This is a genomic window from Marinobacter sp. G5_S1_61_S3, assembly GCF_054968585.1.
In genome coordinates this window covers 37,744-54,472 of the sequence record NZ_JBQKUK010000020.1, presented here as the reverse complement: position 1 = coordinate 54,472, position 16,729 = coordinate 37,744, and the positions used below count along the sequence as shown (strand labels likewise).

19 protein-coding genes are annotated in these 16,729 nt (G+C 58.5%); 10 read left to right on the top strand and 9 right to left on the bottom strand.

Going from position 1 to position 16,729, the window contains the following annotated elements:
* Window positions 1–57 precede the first annotated feature (57 nt).
* The 5 genes from ACTRWH_RS18015 to ACTRWH_RS17995 all read left to right on the top strand — a co-directional run bounded on the left by ACTRWH_RS18015 (window position 58) and on the right by ACTRWH_RS17995 (window position 2,332).
* Complete coding sequence (locus tag ACTRWH_RS18015; protein WP_136632733.1) at window positions 58–456, top strand: GFA family protein; 399 nt, start codon at window positions 58–60, stop codon at window positions 454–456.
* An 82-nt stretch (window positions 457–538) separates the two neighbouring features.
* A complete protein-coding gene (locus ACTRWH_RS18010) occupies window positions 539–835 on the top strand; it encodes a hypothetical protein (RefSeq protein WP_199480265.1) in 297 nt (98 codons plus the stop codon).
* An 85-nt stretch (window positions 836–920) separates the two neighbouring features.
* The gene (locus ACTRWH_RS18005) at window positions 921–1,310 is read left to right on the top strand and encodes a hypothetical protein (RefSeq protein ID WP_085681876.1); all 390 of its coding nucleotides are present in this window, start codon (window positions 921–923) and stop codon (window positions 1,308–1,310) included.
* Window positions 1,311–1,425: 115 nt separating this feature from the next.
* The gene (locus tag ACTRWH_RS18000) at window positions 1,426–1,647 is read left to right on the top strand and encodes a DUF3565 domain-containing protein (RefSeq protein WP_305936267.1); all 222 of its coding nucleotides are present in this window, start codon (window positions 1,426–1,428) and stop codon (window positions 1,645–1,647) included.
* A gap of 100 nt (window positions 1,648–1,747) precedes the next feature.
* Complete coding sequence (locus ACTRWH_RS17995; RefSeq protein ID WP_305936266.1) at window positions 1,748–2,332, top strand: class I SAM-dependent DNA methyltransferase; 585 nt, start codon at window positions 1,748–1,750, stop codon at window positions 2,330–2,332.
* A 191-nt stretch (window positions 2,333–2,523) separates the two neighbouring features.
* Here the strand turns inward: ACTRWH_RS17995 and ACTRWH_RS17990 are convergent, their stop codons facing one another.
* Entirely contained in the window at window positions 2,524–2,748 is a 225-nt protein-coding gene (locus ACTRWH_RS17990) for a DUF2798 domain-containing protein (protein ID WP_305936265.1), read from the bottom strand.
* Window positions 2,749–2,784: 36 nt separating this feature from the next.
* Window positions 2,785–3,276 (bottom strand): DUF2938 domain-containing protein, encoded by a 492-nt coding sequence (locus ACTRWH_RS17985; RefSeq protein ID WP_085681871.1) that lies wholly within the window; start codon window positions 3,274–3,276, stop codon window positions 2,785–2,787.
* Between the two features lie 78 nt (window positions 3,277–3,354).
* Between ACTRWH_RS17985 and ACTRWH_RS17980 the strand changes: the two genes are divergently transcribed.
* Together ACTRWH_RS17980 and ACTRWH_RS17975 are read left to right on the top strand one after the other, a co-directional pair.
* Window positions 3,355–3,783 (top strand): MerR family transcriptional regulator, encoded by a 429-nt coding sequence (locus ACTRWH_RS17980; RefSeq protein ID WP_462826705.1) that lies wholly within the window; start codon window positions 3,355–3,357, stop codon window positions 3,781–3,783.
* A 130-nt stretch (window positions 3,784–3,913) separates the two neighbouring features.
* Window positions 3,914–5,296 (top strand): MATE family efflux transporter, encoded by a 1,383-nt coding sequence (locus tag ACTRWH_RS17975; protein WP_462826704.1) that lies wholly within the window; start codon window positions 3,914–3,916, stop codon window positions 5,294–5,296.
* A gap of 39 nt (window positions 5,297–5,335) precedes the next feature.
* Here the strand turns inward: ACTRWH_RS17975 and ACTRWH_RS17970 are convergent, their stop codons facing one another.
* The 3 genes from ACTRWH_RS17970 to ACTRWH_RS17960 all read right to left on the bottom strand — a co-directional run bounded on the left by ACTRWH_RS17970 (window position 5,336) and on the right by ACTRWH_RS17960 (window position 8,287).
* On the bottom strand, window positions 5,336–5,872 hold the full coding sequence (locus tag ACTRWH_RS17970) for a response regulator transcription factor (protein WP_075195513.1): 537 nt from the start codon (window positions 5,870–5,872) through the stop codon (window positions 5,336–5,338).
* Complete coding sequence (locus ACTRWH_RS17965) at window positions 5,869–7,137, bottom strand: sensor histidine kinase (RefSeq protein ID WP_136633427.1); 1,269 nt, start codon at window positions 7,135–7,137, stop codon at window positions 5,869–5,871. The genes ACTRWH_RS17970 and ACTRWH_RS17965 overlap by 4 nt, the downstream gene beginning before the upstream one ends.
* A gap of 70 nt (window positions 7,138–7,207) precedes the next feature.
* Window positions 7,208–8,287, bottom strand: a complete 1,080-nt coding sequence (locus ACTRWH_RS17960; RefSeq protein ID WP_036202215.1) for a GGDEF domain-containing protein — start codon at window positions 8,285–8,287, stop codon at window positions 7,208–7,210.
* A 241-nt stretch (window positions 8,288–8,528) separates the two neighbouring features.
* Here ACTRWH_RS17960 and ACTRWH_RS17955 point away from each other — a divergent pair, with 241 nt between their 5' ends.
* From ACTRWH_RS17955 to ACTRWH_RS17945, 3 genes are read left to right on the top strand one after another with little or no spacing between them, the layout of a single operon-like run.
* Window positions 8,529–9,194, top strand: coding sequence for an ABC transporter ATP-binding protein (locus ACTRWH_RS17955; protein WP_075195511.1), 666 nt, complete (start codon window positions 8,529–8,531; stop codon window positions 9,192–9,194).
* A gap of 3 nt (window positions 9,195–9,197) precedes the next feature.
* Window positions 9,198–11,471: an FtsX-like permease family protein gene (locus ACTRWH_RS17950; RefSeq protein WP_462826703.1), complete on the top strand. Its 2,274-nt coding sequence runs from the start codon at window positions 9,198–9,200 to the stop codon at window positions 11,469–11,471.
* Window positions 11,468–12,568 (top strand): lipocalin-like domain-containing protein, encoded by a 1,101-nt coding sequence (locus tag ACTRWH_RS17945; RefSeq protein WP_075195509.1) that lies wholly within the window; start codon window positions 11,468–11,470, stop codon window positions 12,566–12,568. Before ACTRWH_RS17950 ends, ACTRWH_RS17945 begins: the two co-directional genes overlap by 4 nt.
* Before the next feature lies 1 nt (window position 12,569).
* Here ACTRWH_RS17945 and ACTRWH_RS17940 read toward each other — a convergent pair whose 3' ends face one another.
* The 4 genes from ACTRWH_RS17940 to ACTRWH_RS17925 form a co-directional block, all read right to left on the bottom strand.
* Complete coding sequence (locus ACTRWH_RS17940) at window positions 12,570–13,295, bottom strand: proteasome-type protease (RefSeq protein WP_036202227.1); 726 nt, start codon at window positions 13,293–13,295, stop codon at window positions 12,570–12,572.
* Window positions 13,296–13,387: 92 nt separating this feature from the next.
* A complete protein-coding gene (locus tag ACTRWH_RS17935) occupies window positions 13,388–14,173 on the bottom strand; it encodes a transglutaminase family protein (protein WP_036202229.1) in 786 nt (261 codons plus the stop codon).
* Window positions 14,170–15,108: an alpha-E domain-containing protein gene (locus ACTRWH_RS17930; protein ID WP_036202232.1), complete on the bottom strand. Its 939-nt coding sequence runs from the start codon at window positions 15,106–15,108 to the stop codon at window positions 14,170–14,172. Before ACTRWH_RS17930 ends, ACTRWH_RS17935 begins: the two co-directional genes overlap by 4 nt.
* A complete protein-coding gene (locus tag ACTRWH_RS17925; RefSeq protein WP_091641618.1) occupies window positions 15,102–16,535 on the bottom strand; it encodes a circularly permuted type 2 ATP-grasp protein in 1,434 nt (477 codons plus the stop codon). The genes ACTRWH_RS17930 and ACTRWH_RS17925 overlap by 7 nt, the downstream gene beginning before the upstream one ends.
* Between the last annotated feature and the right edge of the window lie 194 nt (window positions 16,536–16,729).

The window sequence follows — 16,729 nt, the reverse complement described above, 5'->3', positions numbered from 1 at the left end:
CGGCTCCATTCCATGGGCGCGCATGCTGCAAGCGTTATCACACAAGGAAGTGCATTAATGAAGCAAACGGGTAGCTGTCTCTGCGGAGGCATTCAATACGAAATCAACGGTCCGCTGACCGATGTCCTGAACTGTCATTGCTCAATGTGCAGGAAGCTACACGCCTCAGCGTTCAGAACCCGCGCAAAGGTGCAGTCTTCTGACTGGCACACCGTCAAAGGTCAGGAGCTGATGAAGTTCTACGAATCCTCTCCGGGTGAGCGCAAGGGCTTTTGCTCAAATTGCGGTTCTAGCCTCTACACAAAATTCGATGCAAACCCCGAGATCTACGGCTTCCCACTCGGAACACTCGATACCGATCCGGCAGTAAAAGCAGGGCGCCACGTATTCGTGGGCAGCAAGGCTCCCTGGTTCGAGATTACGGACGATCTGCCTCAGAGTGCGGAGTATGACTGAGACACTGATAACAAGCCGCGTTACTCGAACGGCCTTGTCAGGCCGCTGGTGCGCTCCGCGTTATGAGTCTTGAGGCCTCAAGATGTTCGGGAATATTTTAAATCGGATTAGAAAGAAATCAGAAGCTGAGGAATCGATTGAGATCGTTCCCGTTCCTGCCCTGGTTGCAGTGTTACTCAACAAAGAAAAGGAAAAGGGTTCACCGCTAACGCAAGACGAAGTTATCAATATCCGTGACGGTGCTGCCTGTATCGCAATGCCTATTTCAGTAATCCCGAAGCTTGAAGAGCGCCGCGGCTACGCTGATATTGACCCTGAACAGGCGTGGGAGCAGTGGCAGGAAATTAGGGAGGAGCTGCACGGCAATGACAACTCATAACAAGTGCTCAAATTCGTTCCGGCCCGATGGGCCGCCACCTGACGGCTTTCGCTCCGCTTCGCTGCGCAGGCGTTAGCTGTACAGGATGAGCAAGGTTATCAAAGCTGTTTTTGGCGTCTTACTAGTACTGGTGGTGATTGCCATTGGCGGTTTGGCAGCTGTTTGGCTTTCGCTTGATGACATGTGCGGGAATCAAGTTGAATCAGAAATATGGGCCCCGAATCGCGCGAATAAGGTTGTCATCTTTCAGCGGGACTGCGGTGCAACCACTGGCTTCTCAACTCAGCTATCGATTTTGGCTTCTGGGGAGGAGCTCCACTCGGATGATGCGGGGAACTTCTACATCGAAACAGGCCATCCGAAAAACTCCGGTATTGAGGTTGAGTGGCTTGGACCTAAGTCTGTCCTTATCAAAGGTGCAACAAGGCCTCTGCGGGCTACAGAGATTGGGGATATCAAAATTGTCAGCGAGTAAACGGCACCAGCAGCTAACCATACGGTCAACCGGACACCAACCCCCTGGCGGGTTTTGGTTCCCTCCGCTTGCGCTCCGGTGCCGGTTACCTCAGCGTTAGGTAGCCGAGTTACCCATGAACCAACCAATTACGGGATTCCACAAAGATGAGTTCGACGATTGGGTTGCGGAACTGTCATGCGGGCATTTTCAGCATGTGAGGCACAATCCGCCCTGGCAGAATCGACCTTGGGTGGAAACGTTAGAAACGCGGAATGAAATGCTCGGACATCTTCTCAACTGTAAGAAGTGCGAGGAAGGCGCTCCGCCAGATGAGAAAGTTCAAATTAGGCCGTAGCGAGTCATGTCCGCCTAACAAAGGCTGATAGAGGGACGCCCAAGCAGCCGTTTTGCGGCTGGCGCTAGGAAAAATTAGATAAACGAAGGAACCTTCTAGAATGAGTGGAAGTTGGGATGAATACGCAGCTGAGTGGGACAGCAATGAAGCCGTCATTGATTATGCCGATAACGCCTACCTTGCCTTGCAAAATACTGTGGAGCTAGAGGGGCTTCGCATTTTTGATTTTGGTTGCGGCACGGGCTTGCTTACCGAAAGGTTGTCGAACGCAGCGAGCTCAGTGGTGGGTCTCGACGCTTCGCAAAAAATGATTTCAGTACTCGAAAATAAGTGCCTGAAGAATGTTGCAACAATCGCATCAGAGCTAGATCAAGATCTGATCAAAAATAATAATCTTTTGTCACCGAAGTTTGATCTTGTGGTGGCTTCCTCAGCGCTGGCCTTTGTGCCCGATTACGTAAAAACGCTCGGGCTTTTGAAACAACTACTTAACAAAGGTGGTTGCTTGGTTCAGTGGGATTGGCTCAAAGAAGAGGGCGATGAAGGGTATGGATTCACAGAGCAACAGATTAAATCGGCACTGACGGAAGCGGGGTTTGCTGAGTGTTCGACATCGGTTCCCTTTTCTCTGCAAAGTGAAGGTAGTGCTTTGGATGTACTCATGGGTGTCGCCGAAAATGGCTAACCAGCGCAGGCACAGCGACACCCTTTTCATTGCGACTTCGGCTCCATTCCAAGGGCGCGCATGCTGTTTTTAGTGGTTTTTCTTCCGATCTATGGAGCGCTGATCGCATCAGCATTTACACGCTTCAGGGAACTCGGGTAATCATTACAACTAACCGGTCGCCCTACAGCGAGTGATTATCACCTCCGAATCTAACCGGTCAGTCGCTCAACGATCCGCCGCACCCACGGCGCCACAATCGCGACTGTCGGGAAGGCGATTGGCCAGGTTGTCAGGCAGCTTTTGAGCCACTGTGCAGCGAAACCGGAATGGAGCCCCTGCGAGGTCGCAAGAACAAAGGCGGATACGATACAGACCATGATGGCCGAGAGCATGGCGCTGAATAAGATTGGGGCAAATCGTGCTGGAATATGCATTCTGTTCTCCTGGATATCGTTTGCTGACTGAGATGTTCACAGTGACTGAGTGATTTGGGTGGCCCAGCCGGATACGAATAAGCCGAGACCAAACACTGTGTGCGTTATCAGGCTCTGCAGTCGCGCTGCCGTTGGGTCTTTTGTTCGGGAGGCGGCAAATCCCGCGCCCATGCCCGGTTGCATCAGCAAGAACGGTGCAGCCACGGTTCCGATGCCAACGACGAGTGCAGGACCAATCGTTGGGTTATCAATCCAAGACTCACCCCAGATGCCAATGAGTAAGGCAGCGAAGGCCGTGCCAATCAGATAGTGGGCTACCCACCCTATGAAGTGTTCCGCGCGCCTGGGAGACGATGCTGCAATAGAGTCGTGGCGAAATTGCCCGTGAGCCATATGGGCAATCCAGCGTCCTACCATCCCGTAGTTTGGGGGCGGAATGCCTAGCAGTGTCTTGCGTACGATCCCCCACAAGTCCGTTACAGCCGTCGCTCCGATGCCGATGAATACGATAAAAAGTAGTTGGTTCATAACTCGTCCTTTATTCCTCTTGATTTCGCGTTGTTGAGATCGTACAACTTCAAGTCAACTTGAGGTCAAGGAGTGTTTATGGATATCGCTGAAGTCGCTAAACGGTCTGGCGTGCCGGCGTCCACGTTGCGCTTCTATGAAGAGAAAGGACTAATCAGCTCCATTGGCCGACAAGGGTTGCGCCGGGTTTTCAACGACAGCATATTGGAGCGGCTGGCGTTGATAGCGCTGGGACGTGCGGAGGGGTTTTCACTCGATGAAATCGCCCGCATGATTGGGTCGAAGGGAAATCCGAACATCGACAGGGAACTGCTGGTGAGTAAGGCCGACGAACTGGATCGGACCATTCACGAATTGGTAGCGATGCGCGATGGTCTTAGACATGCCGCGATTTGTTCTGCGCCCAGTCATATGGAGTGCCCCAAGTTTCGCCGCCTGCTGGGATTGGCGCAAAGCGGGGCGATTCGTAGTAAAAACACGGGAAAACTGCCGCAAAAGCGGCGGTGAGGAATCCTGGGTGTTGTTTTCAGCAACCGATAGCCCAGGAGCAACCTACGCCCCCCAAAAGGCGTTCGGGGAGGACTGCAAGCCAGCCCCGGCTTGTTAGTATCTGGCAATACCCTTTCCGGAACGGCCTATGGTCCCCAGTTCAGGCCCCGTGCGCCAGCGGTTGATGACCCTGGCCTGGCCCATCATTATCCAGTTCTATCTGTTTCAGCTCACCGGCGTGGTGGACAACCTGATGGTGGGTCAGTTCGGTGAGCAGACCATCGCAGCGCTGGGAATCTGCCTGCAGCTGAACTTCCTGGTGGTACTCTGCTATGCGGTCCTGACTGAGGGTGGTGCCGTGATTACCGCCCAGTTGCGTGGCGCCCGGAAGCACGCCGAGATCCGTGAGACCCTGGCAACCCTGCTGACCGCCGGCCTGTTTACGGGCGTGGCCATTGGGGCTCTCTATATTGTCTTTGGCGAGTCGCTTCTGGCTTTGCTGACTACGGACCTGTTCCGTGCTCCGGCGGAGCGCTCCGGGCTGCCGGGCATTGGCTATGGCTATCTGTGGATCATCGGGCTGGGGTTGCCTGCTCTGGTAATTGCCCATGTGGCCATGTATGTGCTCCAGTCCCTCGGCAACACCCGCACCCCCATGCGACTGGCCCTGTATGGCAATGTGCTTAACGCCCTTGGTAACTACCTGTTGCTGTTTGGCGGTGCCATTCAGGGCGTAACCGAGCCCCTGTTTCCGCCTCTTGGGCTTCCCGGTGTTGCAATCGCCACTGTTCTGGCGTGGTTGTTTCAGGCGATGTTCATGCTACGCGCCGTTCTCCGCCATCCGGCGGTCAATGCCCGGGTAAGGGATGTCTCCGGGCTGGCGTGGCAACGGCTCAGGCGAATCCTGTACCTGGGGTATCCGCTGTCCGTAGATGGTTTTCTGTGGCAGGGGTCGGCGTTCATTTACACCATGATGTTTAACCGGGTGGGTGCGGAAGCTTACGCGGCCTTTTTGGTGGCGTCGATTATTCGTGGGTTTTCGCTGGCTCCGGGTGTCGGATTGCAGCAGGCCGTTAGCATTGCCCTGGGGGAATCGCTGGGCGGCCGGCATCCGCAGCGGGCACGAGCCTACACCGCCATGGGTATCCGCATGGTGTTGCTGGTGCTGCCGTTGCTGACATTGATCGTGGCATTGCTTACCCCCTTGTTCCTGCAGTTCTACGAAATCAGCGATTTAACCCGGGAGCGGGTGATCTGGATGGTGGCCCTGAGCGTTCTTTACAGCGGTGCCACGGCGTTAACCATGATTATTCCGGGCATTCTGAGGGCCGGTGGCGATACCCGCGCACCGATGGTGATCACCCTGATTGGCTTTGCCGGTGTCGGGGTGCCCGTGGCCTGGTATTTTGGGCTCTATCTTGGGTTTGGCCTTTGGGGTGTGTTTGCCGGCTTTGTTGCGGATGAAGTGGTGAAAGCCGTTATCATGGTGATCTACCTGCAGCGTGAAACCTGGCTACGGCGCCTGGCCTGACGCCGTTTAACCCGCACCCAACGCTGCGTGTTCATAGCATCACTGATTCCGCCAGCGGGAATGCTTCTGAAGCTTCCGTTGCAGGGTTCGCCGGTGCATGTTCAGCGCCCGGGCCGTTGAGGACACATTGCCGTCGTGCTCGTTCAGCACCCGTTGAATGTGTTCCCACTCCATTTCCTCCACCGTTGGGGGTTCTTCACGGGTTGCCGGTGGGCCGTCCAGTGGGCTGAAACCGGCCGTCAGTTGGCTCAGTGTGACCGGTTTGCACAGGTAGTTGACGGCACCCCGGCGCATGGCTTCCACGGCGGTGGCGATGCTGCCATACCCCGTCAGTACCAGCACCTCCAGTTCGGGTTGAAGGGCCAGCAGCTCCGGCAGTAATTGCAGGCCGCTTTCGCCGGCCAGGTTGAGATCCAGCACGCAGCGATGAAAGGTCTGTGATTCCAGTGCTGCTATGGCCTCCAGACGGTTGAGGGCACACGTGGCCTCGATGTTCTGGCGCTTCAGGGAACGCTGTAGCACCTGCACGAAGGCTTCGTCATCGTCGATCAGCAACCAGGTCGGCTGGCCGTTCATTCCGCCTCCTTGTCGCCCTGGGTATGGGCTTGCGCTTGTGGCAGGTCGATGATCATGGTGGTGCCCGTGCGGTCGGCCCTGGCTTTGAGGGTGCCGCCGTGGCGCTGGATGGTGGCGTTGGAGAGGAACAGCCCTACGCCCAGGCCATGTTCGGAGTCTACAACGCCATCGCCGGCGGTGTTCTGCAGTGAGAGTTCCAGACCCTTGCCATGATCCTCAACCACGATTGCGACCCGTCCCTCGTCGCTGTCCCCCGCGCTGACCGTGACCCACGATGGGCTGGCCGTCAGGGCGTTGGCCAGAAGGTTCAGTATGGCCTGGTCCAGGGTGGCATCCACGGCGACGGGCTGGTCGGGGAATGGCGCCTGCCAGTGGATGGGCGACGCCGGCCACAACAGCGTGGCTGACTCCCGCAGCCGCATCATCCAGAAGTGCAGCGGAAGGATTTCCTGCTGCGCGGCCTTGGCCTGCATGGCGGCAGTAGACAGTTGGTGCAGGTGGTTGCTGCAAAGGCCCAGTTGCTTCTCCATCAACCCAAGGTCGTCTGCAAGCGAAGGGTCGGTGTGCACGGATTTCATTTCGTCCACCAGCAGGGCCATGGTGTTCAGCGGCGTACCCAGCCGATGCGCCACCGCCGCGGCGGACAGGCCCAGGGCAATCACCTGTTCATCCCTGAGCCGGTTCTCCCGGAATTCGGCCAGTTGTCCCTGTTTCTGTCGCAACCGACGGGCCAGTGAGCCAACCACCAGCAACAGCATGGTGGCAGTGATGGCAAAGGTGGCCCACATGCCCATCAGGTGCAGTTGGGTCAGGTTGGCGTTGTGATGTTCGTGGGTAAGCGGCGTGTGCCACAGCACCATGGCGGTGTAGAAGCCAAAACCGATGACCGTCAGAGCAATGCTTTCGCGCAAGGGGACCAGGATGATGGCAACGGCAATGGGAAGCAGCAGCAGCGAGACAAGCGGATTGGTATAGCCTCCTGTGAGGAATAGCCAGGCGCTGATCAGGAAAAGATCCAGGGCGAGCCCGAGGCTGACCGTAACCGTCAAACGGGGAGGCCGGCGGGTAAACCAGAGCCAGCCAAGGGTTGCCAGTACGGTGTAGAGCAGGCAGATCAACAGGGCTTCTGGCCGATGGGCCAGGGTGACCATGGTGTCGGCGATGGCAACGGCGACCAACTGAATGACCACGATGGCCAGGCGCATGGTGAGAAGGTAGCGCGCCGCCTGTTGAAAACCGGTTTGTGAGTGAGTCAGCCATTCCATGGCATGCATTCTAGCGGGTTTTCGACGGTGCTACTGCGGGAATGTCTTCAGTCGGATGCGGCATTCTGTCTCATGCGCGGTGGGTGTCTGACTCCAGCGGTTCCAGAAGGCTGGCCGTTGTCTCCGCAGGTATGATCAGATTGCGGCCCCGGTCCTTTGCTTCGTACAGACGTTTGTCGGCTTCTCTTACCAACTGGCGCAGGGTCTCGCCGTCTGGCCCGAACTCCGCGACGCCACCACTGAGGGTCAGACGGATAACGTCGTTGTTGACGGTCAATGGGGTAGAGGCGACCGCAATGCGGATTTTTTCAGCCACCTCCAGGCCTTGCTGGCCATTGGTATTGGTCAGCAGTATGCCAAACTCTTCCCCTCCCAGGCGTGCCGCCAGATCGGTTGCACGCAGGCATTCCCGGAAAATACGGGCAACGTGTTGCAGGGCCAGATCGCCGGTGTCGTGGCCATAGCGGTCGTTGACCTCTTTGAAATGATCGAGGTCGAGCGCGAGCAGGGTCATCGGCGTGTTATAGCGTCGGCTGCGCTGTTGCTCCCGTTTGAAGATGTCACTGAGCCTGGCCCGGTTGGCAAGGCCAGTGAGGGTGTCGGTCTGGGCAATCTTGAGCAGTTGGCGCTGTGACTGTTCCCGGGTCACTTCGTAGACGTGGGAGAACACCAGGATGCACAGGGAGATGACGGCAATGTTGGCAACTGGCAGCGCTTGCATCATGGCCGGCTCATCGTGATACCTGAGCAGGAAAATAATGCCGGCGACGCTCATGTAGAACACGGATATAGCCAGGCCAAGTCGACGCCCCATCAGCAGGTGAGAGACGATCGGAATCAGGAGCACCCAGGCGTGTACGGTGGCCGAGGCTCTGGGGATGGTCATGGCGAACATCATGGCGGTGAAAAACGGGATGGCGTAAGCAATGATCCAGCGCTCAAGATGCTGTGTGTTGCGTACCGCCCTGTAAACGAGAATGGCGTATGCACCCATTGCGAGTTCGACGATGGCTAACGGATAACTGCCTGTGAGCAGGTTGAGCATGGCAAACAGGGCGCCCCCGAGCATGGTGAGAACCAGCAACGCCTTTAATACCGCCTTGCGATAGGGGCGAGCCAGGGCTTTCAGGGGTTCTTTGTAGCTATCCATGAGGCGAGATCTTTGGTGGCCCGGTAACTCAATGTATCCAGGCGGTAAAAATATGTAGGTAATGTAAGCACAAGTAAAGAGGGGCGAATTAGATCAGATTTTCAACAAAAAAGTGAGGGGAGTTAAGACTAAAGTCGTAGCATTTCTGCCTCTAAATCCAAATTCACCAACGTCCCGGCCCGGATCCATAAGGGCATTCGGGCTGTATAGTACTTAAAGATACTGTCCAGCGGAGCGCATGATGGGAAGTCCGGTATTGGCCGTTGAAGGGTTAAGCAAAGGTTATATCAGCGGTCGCCAGCGGGTGTCCGTGCTGGCGGATCTGTCCCTGTCGGTTTGTTCGGGGGAGTCCCTGGCGGTTGTGGGACGATCAGGTTCCGGTAAGAGCACTTTGTTGAACCTGTTGTGTGGCCTGCAGACACTGGATGACGGACGCATCGCCGTCGCGGGTGAGTCCTTTGCAGCAACTGGCGCAGGCGCCGAAGTGCGCTGGGCAGAACTCCGCCGGCGCACCATTGGCGTGGTGTTCCAGGACGTTAATCTGATGCCCGCGCTCTCGCTGCTGGACAACGTTCGCCTGCGCTCCCATTTGGCCGGCCACGATGCTGGCGGCGAGCGTGAGTGGCTGGAGCGCCTGGGTGTGGGGGCCGAAGCTGACCGTTACCCGGATCAGGTGTCGGGTGGCCAGGCCCAGCGAGCGGCACTGGCCATGGTATTCGCCATGGCTCCGGCGTTGATTCTGGCGGACGAGCCCACCGGCAGCCTTGATCGTCACACCGCTGATGAGGTGGCGGACTGCCTGTTCACTGTGCAACAGCAAACCGGTTGTGCACTGGTCCTTGCTACCCACGACAGGGAGCTGGCGTCCCGCTGCGACCACTTGCTTGATCTCAGCACGACTGTTTGACCAATGATGCTTGCGCGCGCCTTCGTCAGCCACTACCGCCGCCACCCCATCCAGCTGTTGGCTCTGGCGTTGATGATTGTGCTGGCAACCATGCTTTGGACCGGGGTGACGGTACTGACCGACCAGGCCCGCAATAGTCTGTTGCAGAGCGAGAATGCGGTGGCGGCTCGCGCTCATGTGATTCGCTCGGATGGGCGACCGGTGGGTGTGGATGACTTTGCTGCCCTGCGTATGGCCGGCGTGTGTGTGGCGCCCTGGTTGGAGCTGCAGCGACCGCCGCCGGAAGGGCGGGTGATCGGCATCGACCCGTTGGCGATGGGGTGTTTCGGTGACACTGGCCTCGGCAGTGGTGCCGACACGTTGGATGGTGCGCCTTTCCTCGATATCAGCGAGGCCGCAGAACTTTCGAAAGAAGGGTACGGCAGCCGGCTTTACCTGCTGGCGCGGGATGAGAACAGGGATTTACCAACTGGTTATATTCTGCGTGAATTTTCCATGGGCCCACCCACCGGTGAACTGGCGGACAGTTTCCTGCTGAATCTGGATGCCCTGAGCCTCCTGGTGCTTCTGATTACGGGCCTTCTGGTGCGCAGCGTACATCGATTGGGGATTGCTCAACGGCACGGCAGCTTTTCCCTGCTGCACCGGTTCGGAGTGCCTCGCCAACGGATAACGCAGTGGCTGACCTTGGAGCTGTTGGTGCTGACCGGTATTTGCGTTGTGCCGGGGTTATGGTTGGGGGCAAGGCTTGCCGGGATGCTGGGTAGCGGTTTCGGCCAGGCCCTCGACAGCCTGTTTGATGTGGCCGTCTATGCCGGCGCCGAAGGAGCACTGCCCTGGAGGGCGGCCGGCATCATGCTCTTTCTGGTGCCGGCGGTCTGTCTGGTGGACTGGGTGGTGCCAGCGCGTTGGCGGGCGATGGCTGGCCAGGTCCAGGCCCGGGGGCGAACGATTGCCTTCCTGATGTTTCTGGTCGGGTTGGTGGGGGTTGCCCTGGCCCCGGACCTGGTCTGGGTCTTTGCCTCAACGGCGATGGTGTTTGCGGGCGCCGGTTGGCTGACACCTGGATGGTTGGCGCTGCTCGCCCAGCGACATTCCGATCGCACCGGCTCACGAAGAGAAGACCCACTTGCCCGCTGGCGGCAACGGGAACTGGCGGTGATGTTCCGGCACCTGGCGTTGCCGATGGTGGCGCTGCAATTTGCCATGGCCACGGTGCTGGCGGTGCAGGCGTTGGTGACGACCTTTGAGGGCACCTTCGAAACCTGGCTGGCCCAGCGCCTGGAAGCGGAGTTCTATGTGGAGGTGCCTGCGAATGCAGACGCCGACATGGCGGCTGCGCAATTGCAGAGCCTGGACGGCATCGGGCCGTGGCATCGGGTGATCCGTGGCCAGGCACACATTGCGAGGGCGGATTCCGGGAGCCAACGCGGCCTTGGCGATGAGCGTATTGCGGTGGACCTGCTTGCCCTGATGCCAATCAGTGATCTGGTGACAACGTGGTCTCTGTTGGAAAGTGTTGAGGAGCCCTGGCTAAAGCTTGAATCCGATGGCGTAATGATCAATGAGCAGTTGGCCCGGCGCTACCGGCTTGAGGTGGGCGACACCCTCGACATCAGATTAGCGGATACCAATCGTAATGCAGAAGTGGTGGCTATCTACGCTGACTACGGGCGGCCTGCGGGGGAAATTCTGATGGCCGGTTCTGCGCTGCCGGCGGCTTTCAAGCCCCACTTCCAAAGCTTTTCGGTGACACCCGGCGGCGTGGCGATGTCCGACATCCGCGGGCGCCTGTCGGACACCTGGCAGACGTCGGAACTCACCATCAGGGACAACAACAGCATCCGCGCGCTGGCGTCGAAGGTCTTCAGTCAGACGTTCCTGCTTACTCGCGCCATCAGCCTGTTGACCTTGTTGCTGGCGGCGATGGCCCTGCTGATTATGGGATGGGTCTTTTTCATTACCCGGGTGAAATACTTTCAACTGCTGGGCGTTTGGGGACTGCCTGCATCGAAGGTCAGGCGTCAGCTCCGGCGCCTGTCGGTGGCGCTGACCCTCACGGTGACCATTGCTGCGCTACCGCTGGGCGTGTGGCTGACCTGGGTGCTGGTCAGTCGCATCAACCCGCTGGCTTTTGGGTGGTCATTGCCGATGGACCTGTACCCGTTGTTCTGGATTGAACTGGGTTTGGTGGCCGTGGCGACAGGGCTGATAATCGCCCATCTGATGCGCCGGCAGCTTGGCCACATGGACAGCATTAAACAGGTGGAGCCATGAATATCCAAACCGGCGTTGTTGCCGGCCTACTGGCGGTCGTCCTTGCGGGCTGTACGGATTTGGAGAACGACACCGGATTCGCCGGGCTTGCGCAGCAGACAGGCGAGGTGGAGCAATCGCAATTCCAGCAGCCGGAGCCAGGCGACACCCTGATCTTTCCCGAGGACTGGGGGCCCCATCCGCAACACCGTATTGAATGGTGGTACCTGACCGCTAACCTGGAAACCCAGGACGGCAGACCGCTGGGGCTGCAGTGGACACAGTTCCGTCAGGCTTTGAAACCGCGACCCGCCAATGCGGAACCACCAGAGGCCAGTGCCTGGCCCCTGGACGCGGCGTGGATGGCACACGCCGCCGTGTCATTTGAGGGTGAGCACTGGTTTGAAGAAAAGCTGGCCCGGGGTGATTTGGGGCATGCCGGGGCCAGGGCGGACCCGTTACAGGTATGGCTGGATGACTGGCGGCTGGTATCGCAACCGGATTCCGAACAGTGGCATTTGCAGGTTGAGGGCGGTAACTGGCGCTACGATCTGCGCCTGAGCAACACCGGCAAACCGGTACCCCATGGGAAAAACGGGTTCAGTGCCAAATCCGCCAGTGGCGAGGGCTCAATGTATTTCAGCCTGGTGGATCTGCACATTGAGGGTACGGTGACCCTTGGCGATGAAACCCTGGCCGTTTCCGGCAAGGGCTGGTTCGATCGCGAGTGGAGCAGTCAGTTCCTGAAGGCTGGCCAGCAGGGCTGGGACTGGTTCGCCCTGCATCTGGATGACGGCCATAAACTGATGGCGTTTCGCCTGCGGGAAGACCAAGGCGCCTTCGTGTCTGGCAGCTGGATAAACGCCAATGGGCAGGTTGAAACGTTGAACGGAAACGACATCAGCCTGAGCCCACTCGACTGGCAATCCTCGCCGCAGGGCAGGGTTCCAGTGGAGTGGCGCCTGCGGATGCCACAGCAAAACGTGGATGTACAGGTTGCCGCGCCGCCCGGCGACTACTGGAACGCCGGGCTCTACCCGTATTGGGAAAGCCCGGTGACGGTGACAGGTTCCCACGATGGTGTGGGGTATATGGAACTGACCGGTTACCGCAACTGAGCTAGCGGATAGCCGGCGGCTGCAGACCGCTGATCAGTTCCTGGATACCCCGGTGCCACTGTTGGCGGAGTTGGTGGAAGTAGTCGTTGTGTTCGTCCACCCGGTCGACGAAGCAGGGCTTCAGTTCGTTGTTGCGGTAGATGGCCACATCCAGCGGCATCCCCACCGACAGGTTGCTCTTCATGGTGGAGTCGAAGGAAATCAGGGCGCACTGGTAGGCCCGGTCCAGTGAGGAATTGTAGTTCACGACGCGGTCGAGGATGGGCTTGCCGTATTTCGACTCGCCAATCTGGAAATAAGGCGTTTCTTCAGTGGCTTCAATGAAGTTGCCTTCGGGGTAGATGTTGAACAGGCGTACCTGTTCGCCCCGGATCTGGCCGCCCAGTATCAGTGAACAGCTGAAGTCCACATGGTTCACTTTGCCCTCGGGGTTGTCGCGGTGAATAACCTCGCGGATGGTTCTGCCGACAACCTCTGCCGTCTCGAACATGGAGGCGGTGGAGAACACATTGGGGTCTTCGGAGCCGGCGCGTTTTTCCAGCAGGCTGATCACGCTCTGGCTGGTGGCCAGGTTGCCCGCCGATAGAATCACCAGTTCCCGTTCCCCCGGCTGTTCGAAGACATGCATTTTGCGGAAGGTCGAAATCTGGTCAAAGCCCGCGTTGGTGCGGGAGTCGGATGCGAAAACCAGGCCGTCGGCCAGGCGCATCGCCACACAATAGGTCATGGGGCTACCCTCGGGTCGTACTGAATGCGCTCAGTTTACCCGTTTCTGCGCAGAAAGCATGGGGCGGCGTGTGGAATTTGCACAGCTTTTTGTTACTGGCTTTCCCCGGCCATGGTGACCCAGGCACGGGTCTGCAGGTGCTCCATGCCGCCGCCGCTGCGAATGCCCCGCACGGGTGCTGCATCCCGGTAATCCAGCCCGGTTGCCAGCTTGATATGGCTTTCAGCAACATTGAGCAGGTTCACCACATCAAAGGTATGCCAGTTATGGCCCAGCCAGGCCTCGGCCCAGGCGTGGGTGGCCAGGTGGTCATCGCTGAACGTGTGGATGTAACCGCTGACATACCGCACCGGCACCCCAATGTGGCGGCAGCAGGAGATGAATACATGGGTATGGTCCTGGCACACCCCCGCCTTCTGCTGGAAGGCTTCGGCGGCTGTGTGGGTCACCGTGGTGACGCCGGGCGTGAATTCGATGTGCTCGAGGATACGGTTCATCATTCGCACCAGGCTGCGCTTGTTGGCGGAGAACTGGCTGGCGAAGGCCTTGATGGCTTTGTCGGCGTCGGTTAACGGAGTGTGGCGCAGGAACACCTCGGGCGGAAACGGTGAGTCGTCCTTGGTTAATGGTTTGCCCGTGAGATCAACCACGCCCTCCGCCGTCAGGGTGATCTCCCTGGTCGCTTTGTCCATGGTCATGACGGTAACAATATTGCCGAAGCCGTCTGTCATCTGGCTGGTTTCGCCGGGGGCACTCAGGTGCCACTCCAGTATCTTCTGCTGGGGTGTGTTACGGGGTGTCAGGCGTAGATACTGGATGCCTTTGTGCATGGGTTCGTCGTAGCTATAGGTGGTGTCATGGCGGATATTCAGCTTCATTGTTTCCACCCCATGTAGTCTTTCTGGATCTGGCCGGCGATGCGTTGGATGCGTTGCAGGAAGTCGGTCAGATACTCATTCAGGCCGCGCTCGGCAATGTACTCGCGGTCGCCGTAGCGGATGTTGGCATACAGGCTTGTGGCCAGGCGCCGGGCCCGGCGGGCCTCGCCGCTTTCGATCTGCTCCAGAAGATCCGCGATTTCCTCCAGGCAGGCGTGGAGCGAACGGGGAACATCCGGTTTGAGAATCAACAGTTCGGCCACATTCATCGGTTCGATATTGTGGCCGTAGGTGTTCTGGTAGGCCTCAAAGGCGGCCAACGAGTGCAGCAGCGCCGTCCATTCGAAGAACGACTGGGTGGGGTGCCCTTCCAGGGATTTGGTGGCCATGTGGTGGCGGATGTTCAGCACGCGGGCGGTGGCGTCTGCACGCTCGATAAACGTACCCAGGAGCAGGAAATGGAAGGCGTCATTGCGCAGCAGGGTGCCATAGGCCGCACCACGGAACACGTTTGAGCGTTCGCGGGTCCAGTCAAACACCCGGCTGGCGTTGGATTCGGTCACCCCTTTATGGCGTAGTTCCTTCAGCTCCATCCAGGCCAGGTTAATGCTCTCCCAGACATCTGCGGAGAGATTGCCTCGCACGTGCAGGGCGTTATCCCGGGCGCTGCGGATCACACTGAACACACTGGCAGGGTGGCGGTCGTCCAGAAGCAGGAAATCAATCAGGTTCTGGGGGGTGATTTCCGGGTAGAGCTCGTGAAAGGTTTCGCGGCTACCGGTCACCAGCAATGGCACGGATAGCTGTTCCTCGCGGTCTTCGGGAACGTCGATCAACGCCATGGTGAGGCTGACGTCCAGCAGACGGGCCTGGGTTTCCGCCCGCTCAAGATAGCGGGCCATCCAGAACAGACTTGATGCAGCTCGGCTCAGCATTCCTCGCCCTCCAGTACCCAGGTGTCCTTGGTGCCACCGCCCTGGGACGAATTCACCACCAGCGACCCTTCTTTCAGGGCCACCCTGGTCAATCCACCAGGTACCATCTGCACTTTCTTGCCCGAAAGCACAAAAGGCCGCAGGTCGAGGTGTCGGGGCGCTACGCCTTCGTTTACAAACGTCGGGCAGGTAGACAGGCTCAGTGTGGGCTGGGCAATGTAGTTGTCTGGCCTGGCCCGCAACAGCGAGCGGAAATGGCTCAGCTCTTTTTTGCTGGCCTTGGGGCCGATCAGCATGCCGTAGCCACCAGCGCCCTGGGTTTCCTTGACCACCAGGTCCGGCAGGTTGTCGAGGATGTACTTGAGGTCTTTTGGCTTGCGGCCCTGCCAGGTGGGGACATTTTTCAGGATCGGTTCTTCACCCAGGTAGAAACGGATCATCTCGGGTACGAAGGGGTAAATGGCCTTGTCGTCGGCGACGCCGGTGCCCATGGCGTTGGCAAGCACCACATTGCCGGTGCGGTAGGCTGCATAGAGCCCGGGGACACCCAGCATGGAATCCGGGTTGCCAGCCAGCGGATCGAGGAAGTCGTCGTCGACCCGCCGGTAAATCACGTCCACCTGCTGGGGGCCGACGGTGGTCTTCATGTAGACCTTATTGCGCCGTACAAACAGGTCCGCCCCTTCCACCAGTTCGATACCCATCTGCCGGGCCAGGAAGGCGTGTTCAAAATAGGCACTGTTGAAACGGCCGGGGGTTAGCACGACTACGGTAGGGTTGGGATTTAGCGACGCTGCGCGCAGTGTTTCGCCCAACAGGGCCGGGTAATGTTCAACCGGTGCTACCGGGGCCTTGGCAAACAGTTCTGGAAACAGGCGCATCATCATGCGCCGGTTTTCCAGCATGTAGGAGACACCGCTGGGGCAGCGGAGATTGTCCTCCAGCACGTAGAAATCGCCGTCGTTGTGGCGGATCAAATCGATGCCGGCTATGTGGGAATACAGATTACGTGGCAGCTTGAGGTTTTGCATGCCGGGCTGGTACTGGGGGTTGGCGAATACCTGTTCAGCACTGATGACACCGGCGCGAATAATCTCGAACTCGTGATAGATATCGAACAGGAAGCGGTTCAACGCCTGCACCCGCTGGCGCAAACCAGCTTGCAGACGTTGCCAGTCGCTGGCGGAGATTACTCGTGGGATCAGATCAAACGGGATAAGCCGTTCGGCCCCCTGGTCTTCGCCATAGACATTAAAGGTGATGCCCAGGCGTTGGAACAGCACGTCTGCCTCGCGGCGCTTCTCGGCCAACAGGGCTTCGTCGGATCGGATCAGCCAGTCCTCCAGCATCCTGCAGCTGGGTCGTACCCGATTATTCTGGTCGAACAGTTCGTCGTAGATACCCTCGGGTGGGGTTTGTATCAACATAACCATGACCCTCTCCTGAACACGCCGTCCACCGGATGTGGGCGGTCGGTATTCAGCCATTCCCATGATGTAAAGGAACAGCAAAAGGCAGGCCACTCTGGCGGCAAACCGTGGGTTTATCACCGGAACGGGTTATTTAAGAAAAGGCCAGACGGAGGGAAGTGTCAATAAAAAGCATTGCCAGCCGCCGGGAA

Coding starts and splice junctions, on each gene's coding strand:
- ACTRWH_RS17985 (WP_085681871.1), bottom strand. CDS start 3,276: ATGAACCAACTACTTTTTATCGTATTCATCGGCATCGGAGCGACGGCT.
- ACTRWH_RS18005 (WP_085681876.1), top strand. CDS start 921: ATGAGCAAGGTTATCAAAGCTGTTTTTGGCGTCTTACTAGTACTGGTG.
- ACTRWH_RS17955 (WP_075195511.1), top strand. CDS start 8,529: ATGGGAAGTCCGGTATTGGCCGTTGAAGGGTTAAGCAAAGGTTATATC.
- ACTRWH_RS17925 (WP_091641618.1), bottom strand. CDS start 16,535: ATGTTGATACAAACCCCACCCGAGGGTATCTACGACGAACTGTTCGAC.
- ACTRWH_RS17935 (WP_036202229.1), bottom strand. CDS start 14,173: ATGAAGCTGAATATCCGCCATGACACCACCTATAGCTACGACGAACCC.
- ACTRWH_RS17970 (WP_075195513.1), bottom strand. CDS start 5,872: ATGAACGGCCAGCCGACCTGGTTGCTGATCGACGATGACGAAGCCTTC.
- ACTRWH_RS17965 (WP_136633427.1), bottom strand. CDS start 7,137: ATGGAATGGCTGACTCACTCACAAACCGGTTTTCAACAGGCGGCGCGC.
- ACTRWH_RS18000 (WP_305936267.1), top strand. CDS start 1,426: ATGAACCAACCAATTACGGGATTCCACAAAGATGAGTTCGACGATTGG.
- ACTRWH_RS17980 (WP_462826705.1), top strand. CDS start 3,355: ATGGATATCGCTGAAGTCGCTAAACGGTCTGGCGTGCCGGCGTCCACG.
- ACTRWH_RS17945 (WP_075195509.1), top strand. CDS start 11,468: ATGAATATCCAAACCGGCGTTGTTGCCGGCCTACTGGCGGTCGTCCTT.
- ACTRWH_RS18015 (WP_136632733.1), top strand. CDS start 58: ATGAAGCAAACGGGTAGCTGTCTCTGCGGAGGCATTCAATACGAAATC.
- ACTRWH_RS17930 (WP_036202232.1), bottom strand. CDS start 15,108: ATGCTGAGCCGAGCTGCATCAAGTCTGTTCTGGATGGCCCGCTATCTT.
- ACTRWH_RS17995 (WP_305936266.1), top strand. CDS start 1,748: ATGAGTGGAAGTTGGGATGAATACGCAGCTGAGTGGGACAGCAATGAA.
- ACTRWH_RS17990 (WP_305936265.1), bottom strand. CDS start 2,748: ATGCATATTCCAGCACGATTTGCCCCAATCTTATTCAGCGCCATGCTC.
- ACTRWH_RS17960 (WP_036202215.1), bottom strand. CDS start 8,287: ATGGATAGCTACAAAGAACCCCTGAAAGCCCTGGCTCGCCCCTATCGC.
- ACTRWH_RS17975 (WP_462826704.1), top strand. CDS start 3,914: ATGGTCCCCAGTTCAGGCCCCGTGCGCCAGCGGTTGATGACCCTGGCC.
- ACTRWH_RS18010 (WP_199480265.1), top strand. CDS start 539: ATGTTCGGGAATATTTTAAATCGGATTAGAAAGAAATCAGAAGCTGAG.
- ACTRWH_RS17950 (WP_462826703.1), top strand. CDS start 9,198: ATGATGCTTGCGCGCGCCTTCGTCAGCCACTACCGCCGCCACCCCATC.
- ACTRWH_RS17940 (WP_036202227.1), bottom strand. CDS start 13,295: ATGACCTATTGTGTGGCGATGCGCCTGGCCGACGGCCTGGTTTTCGCA.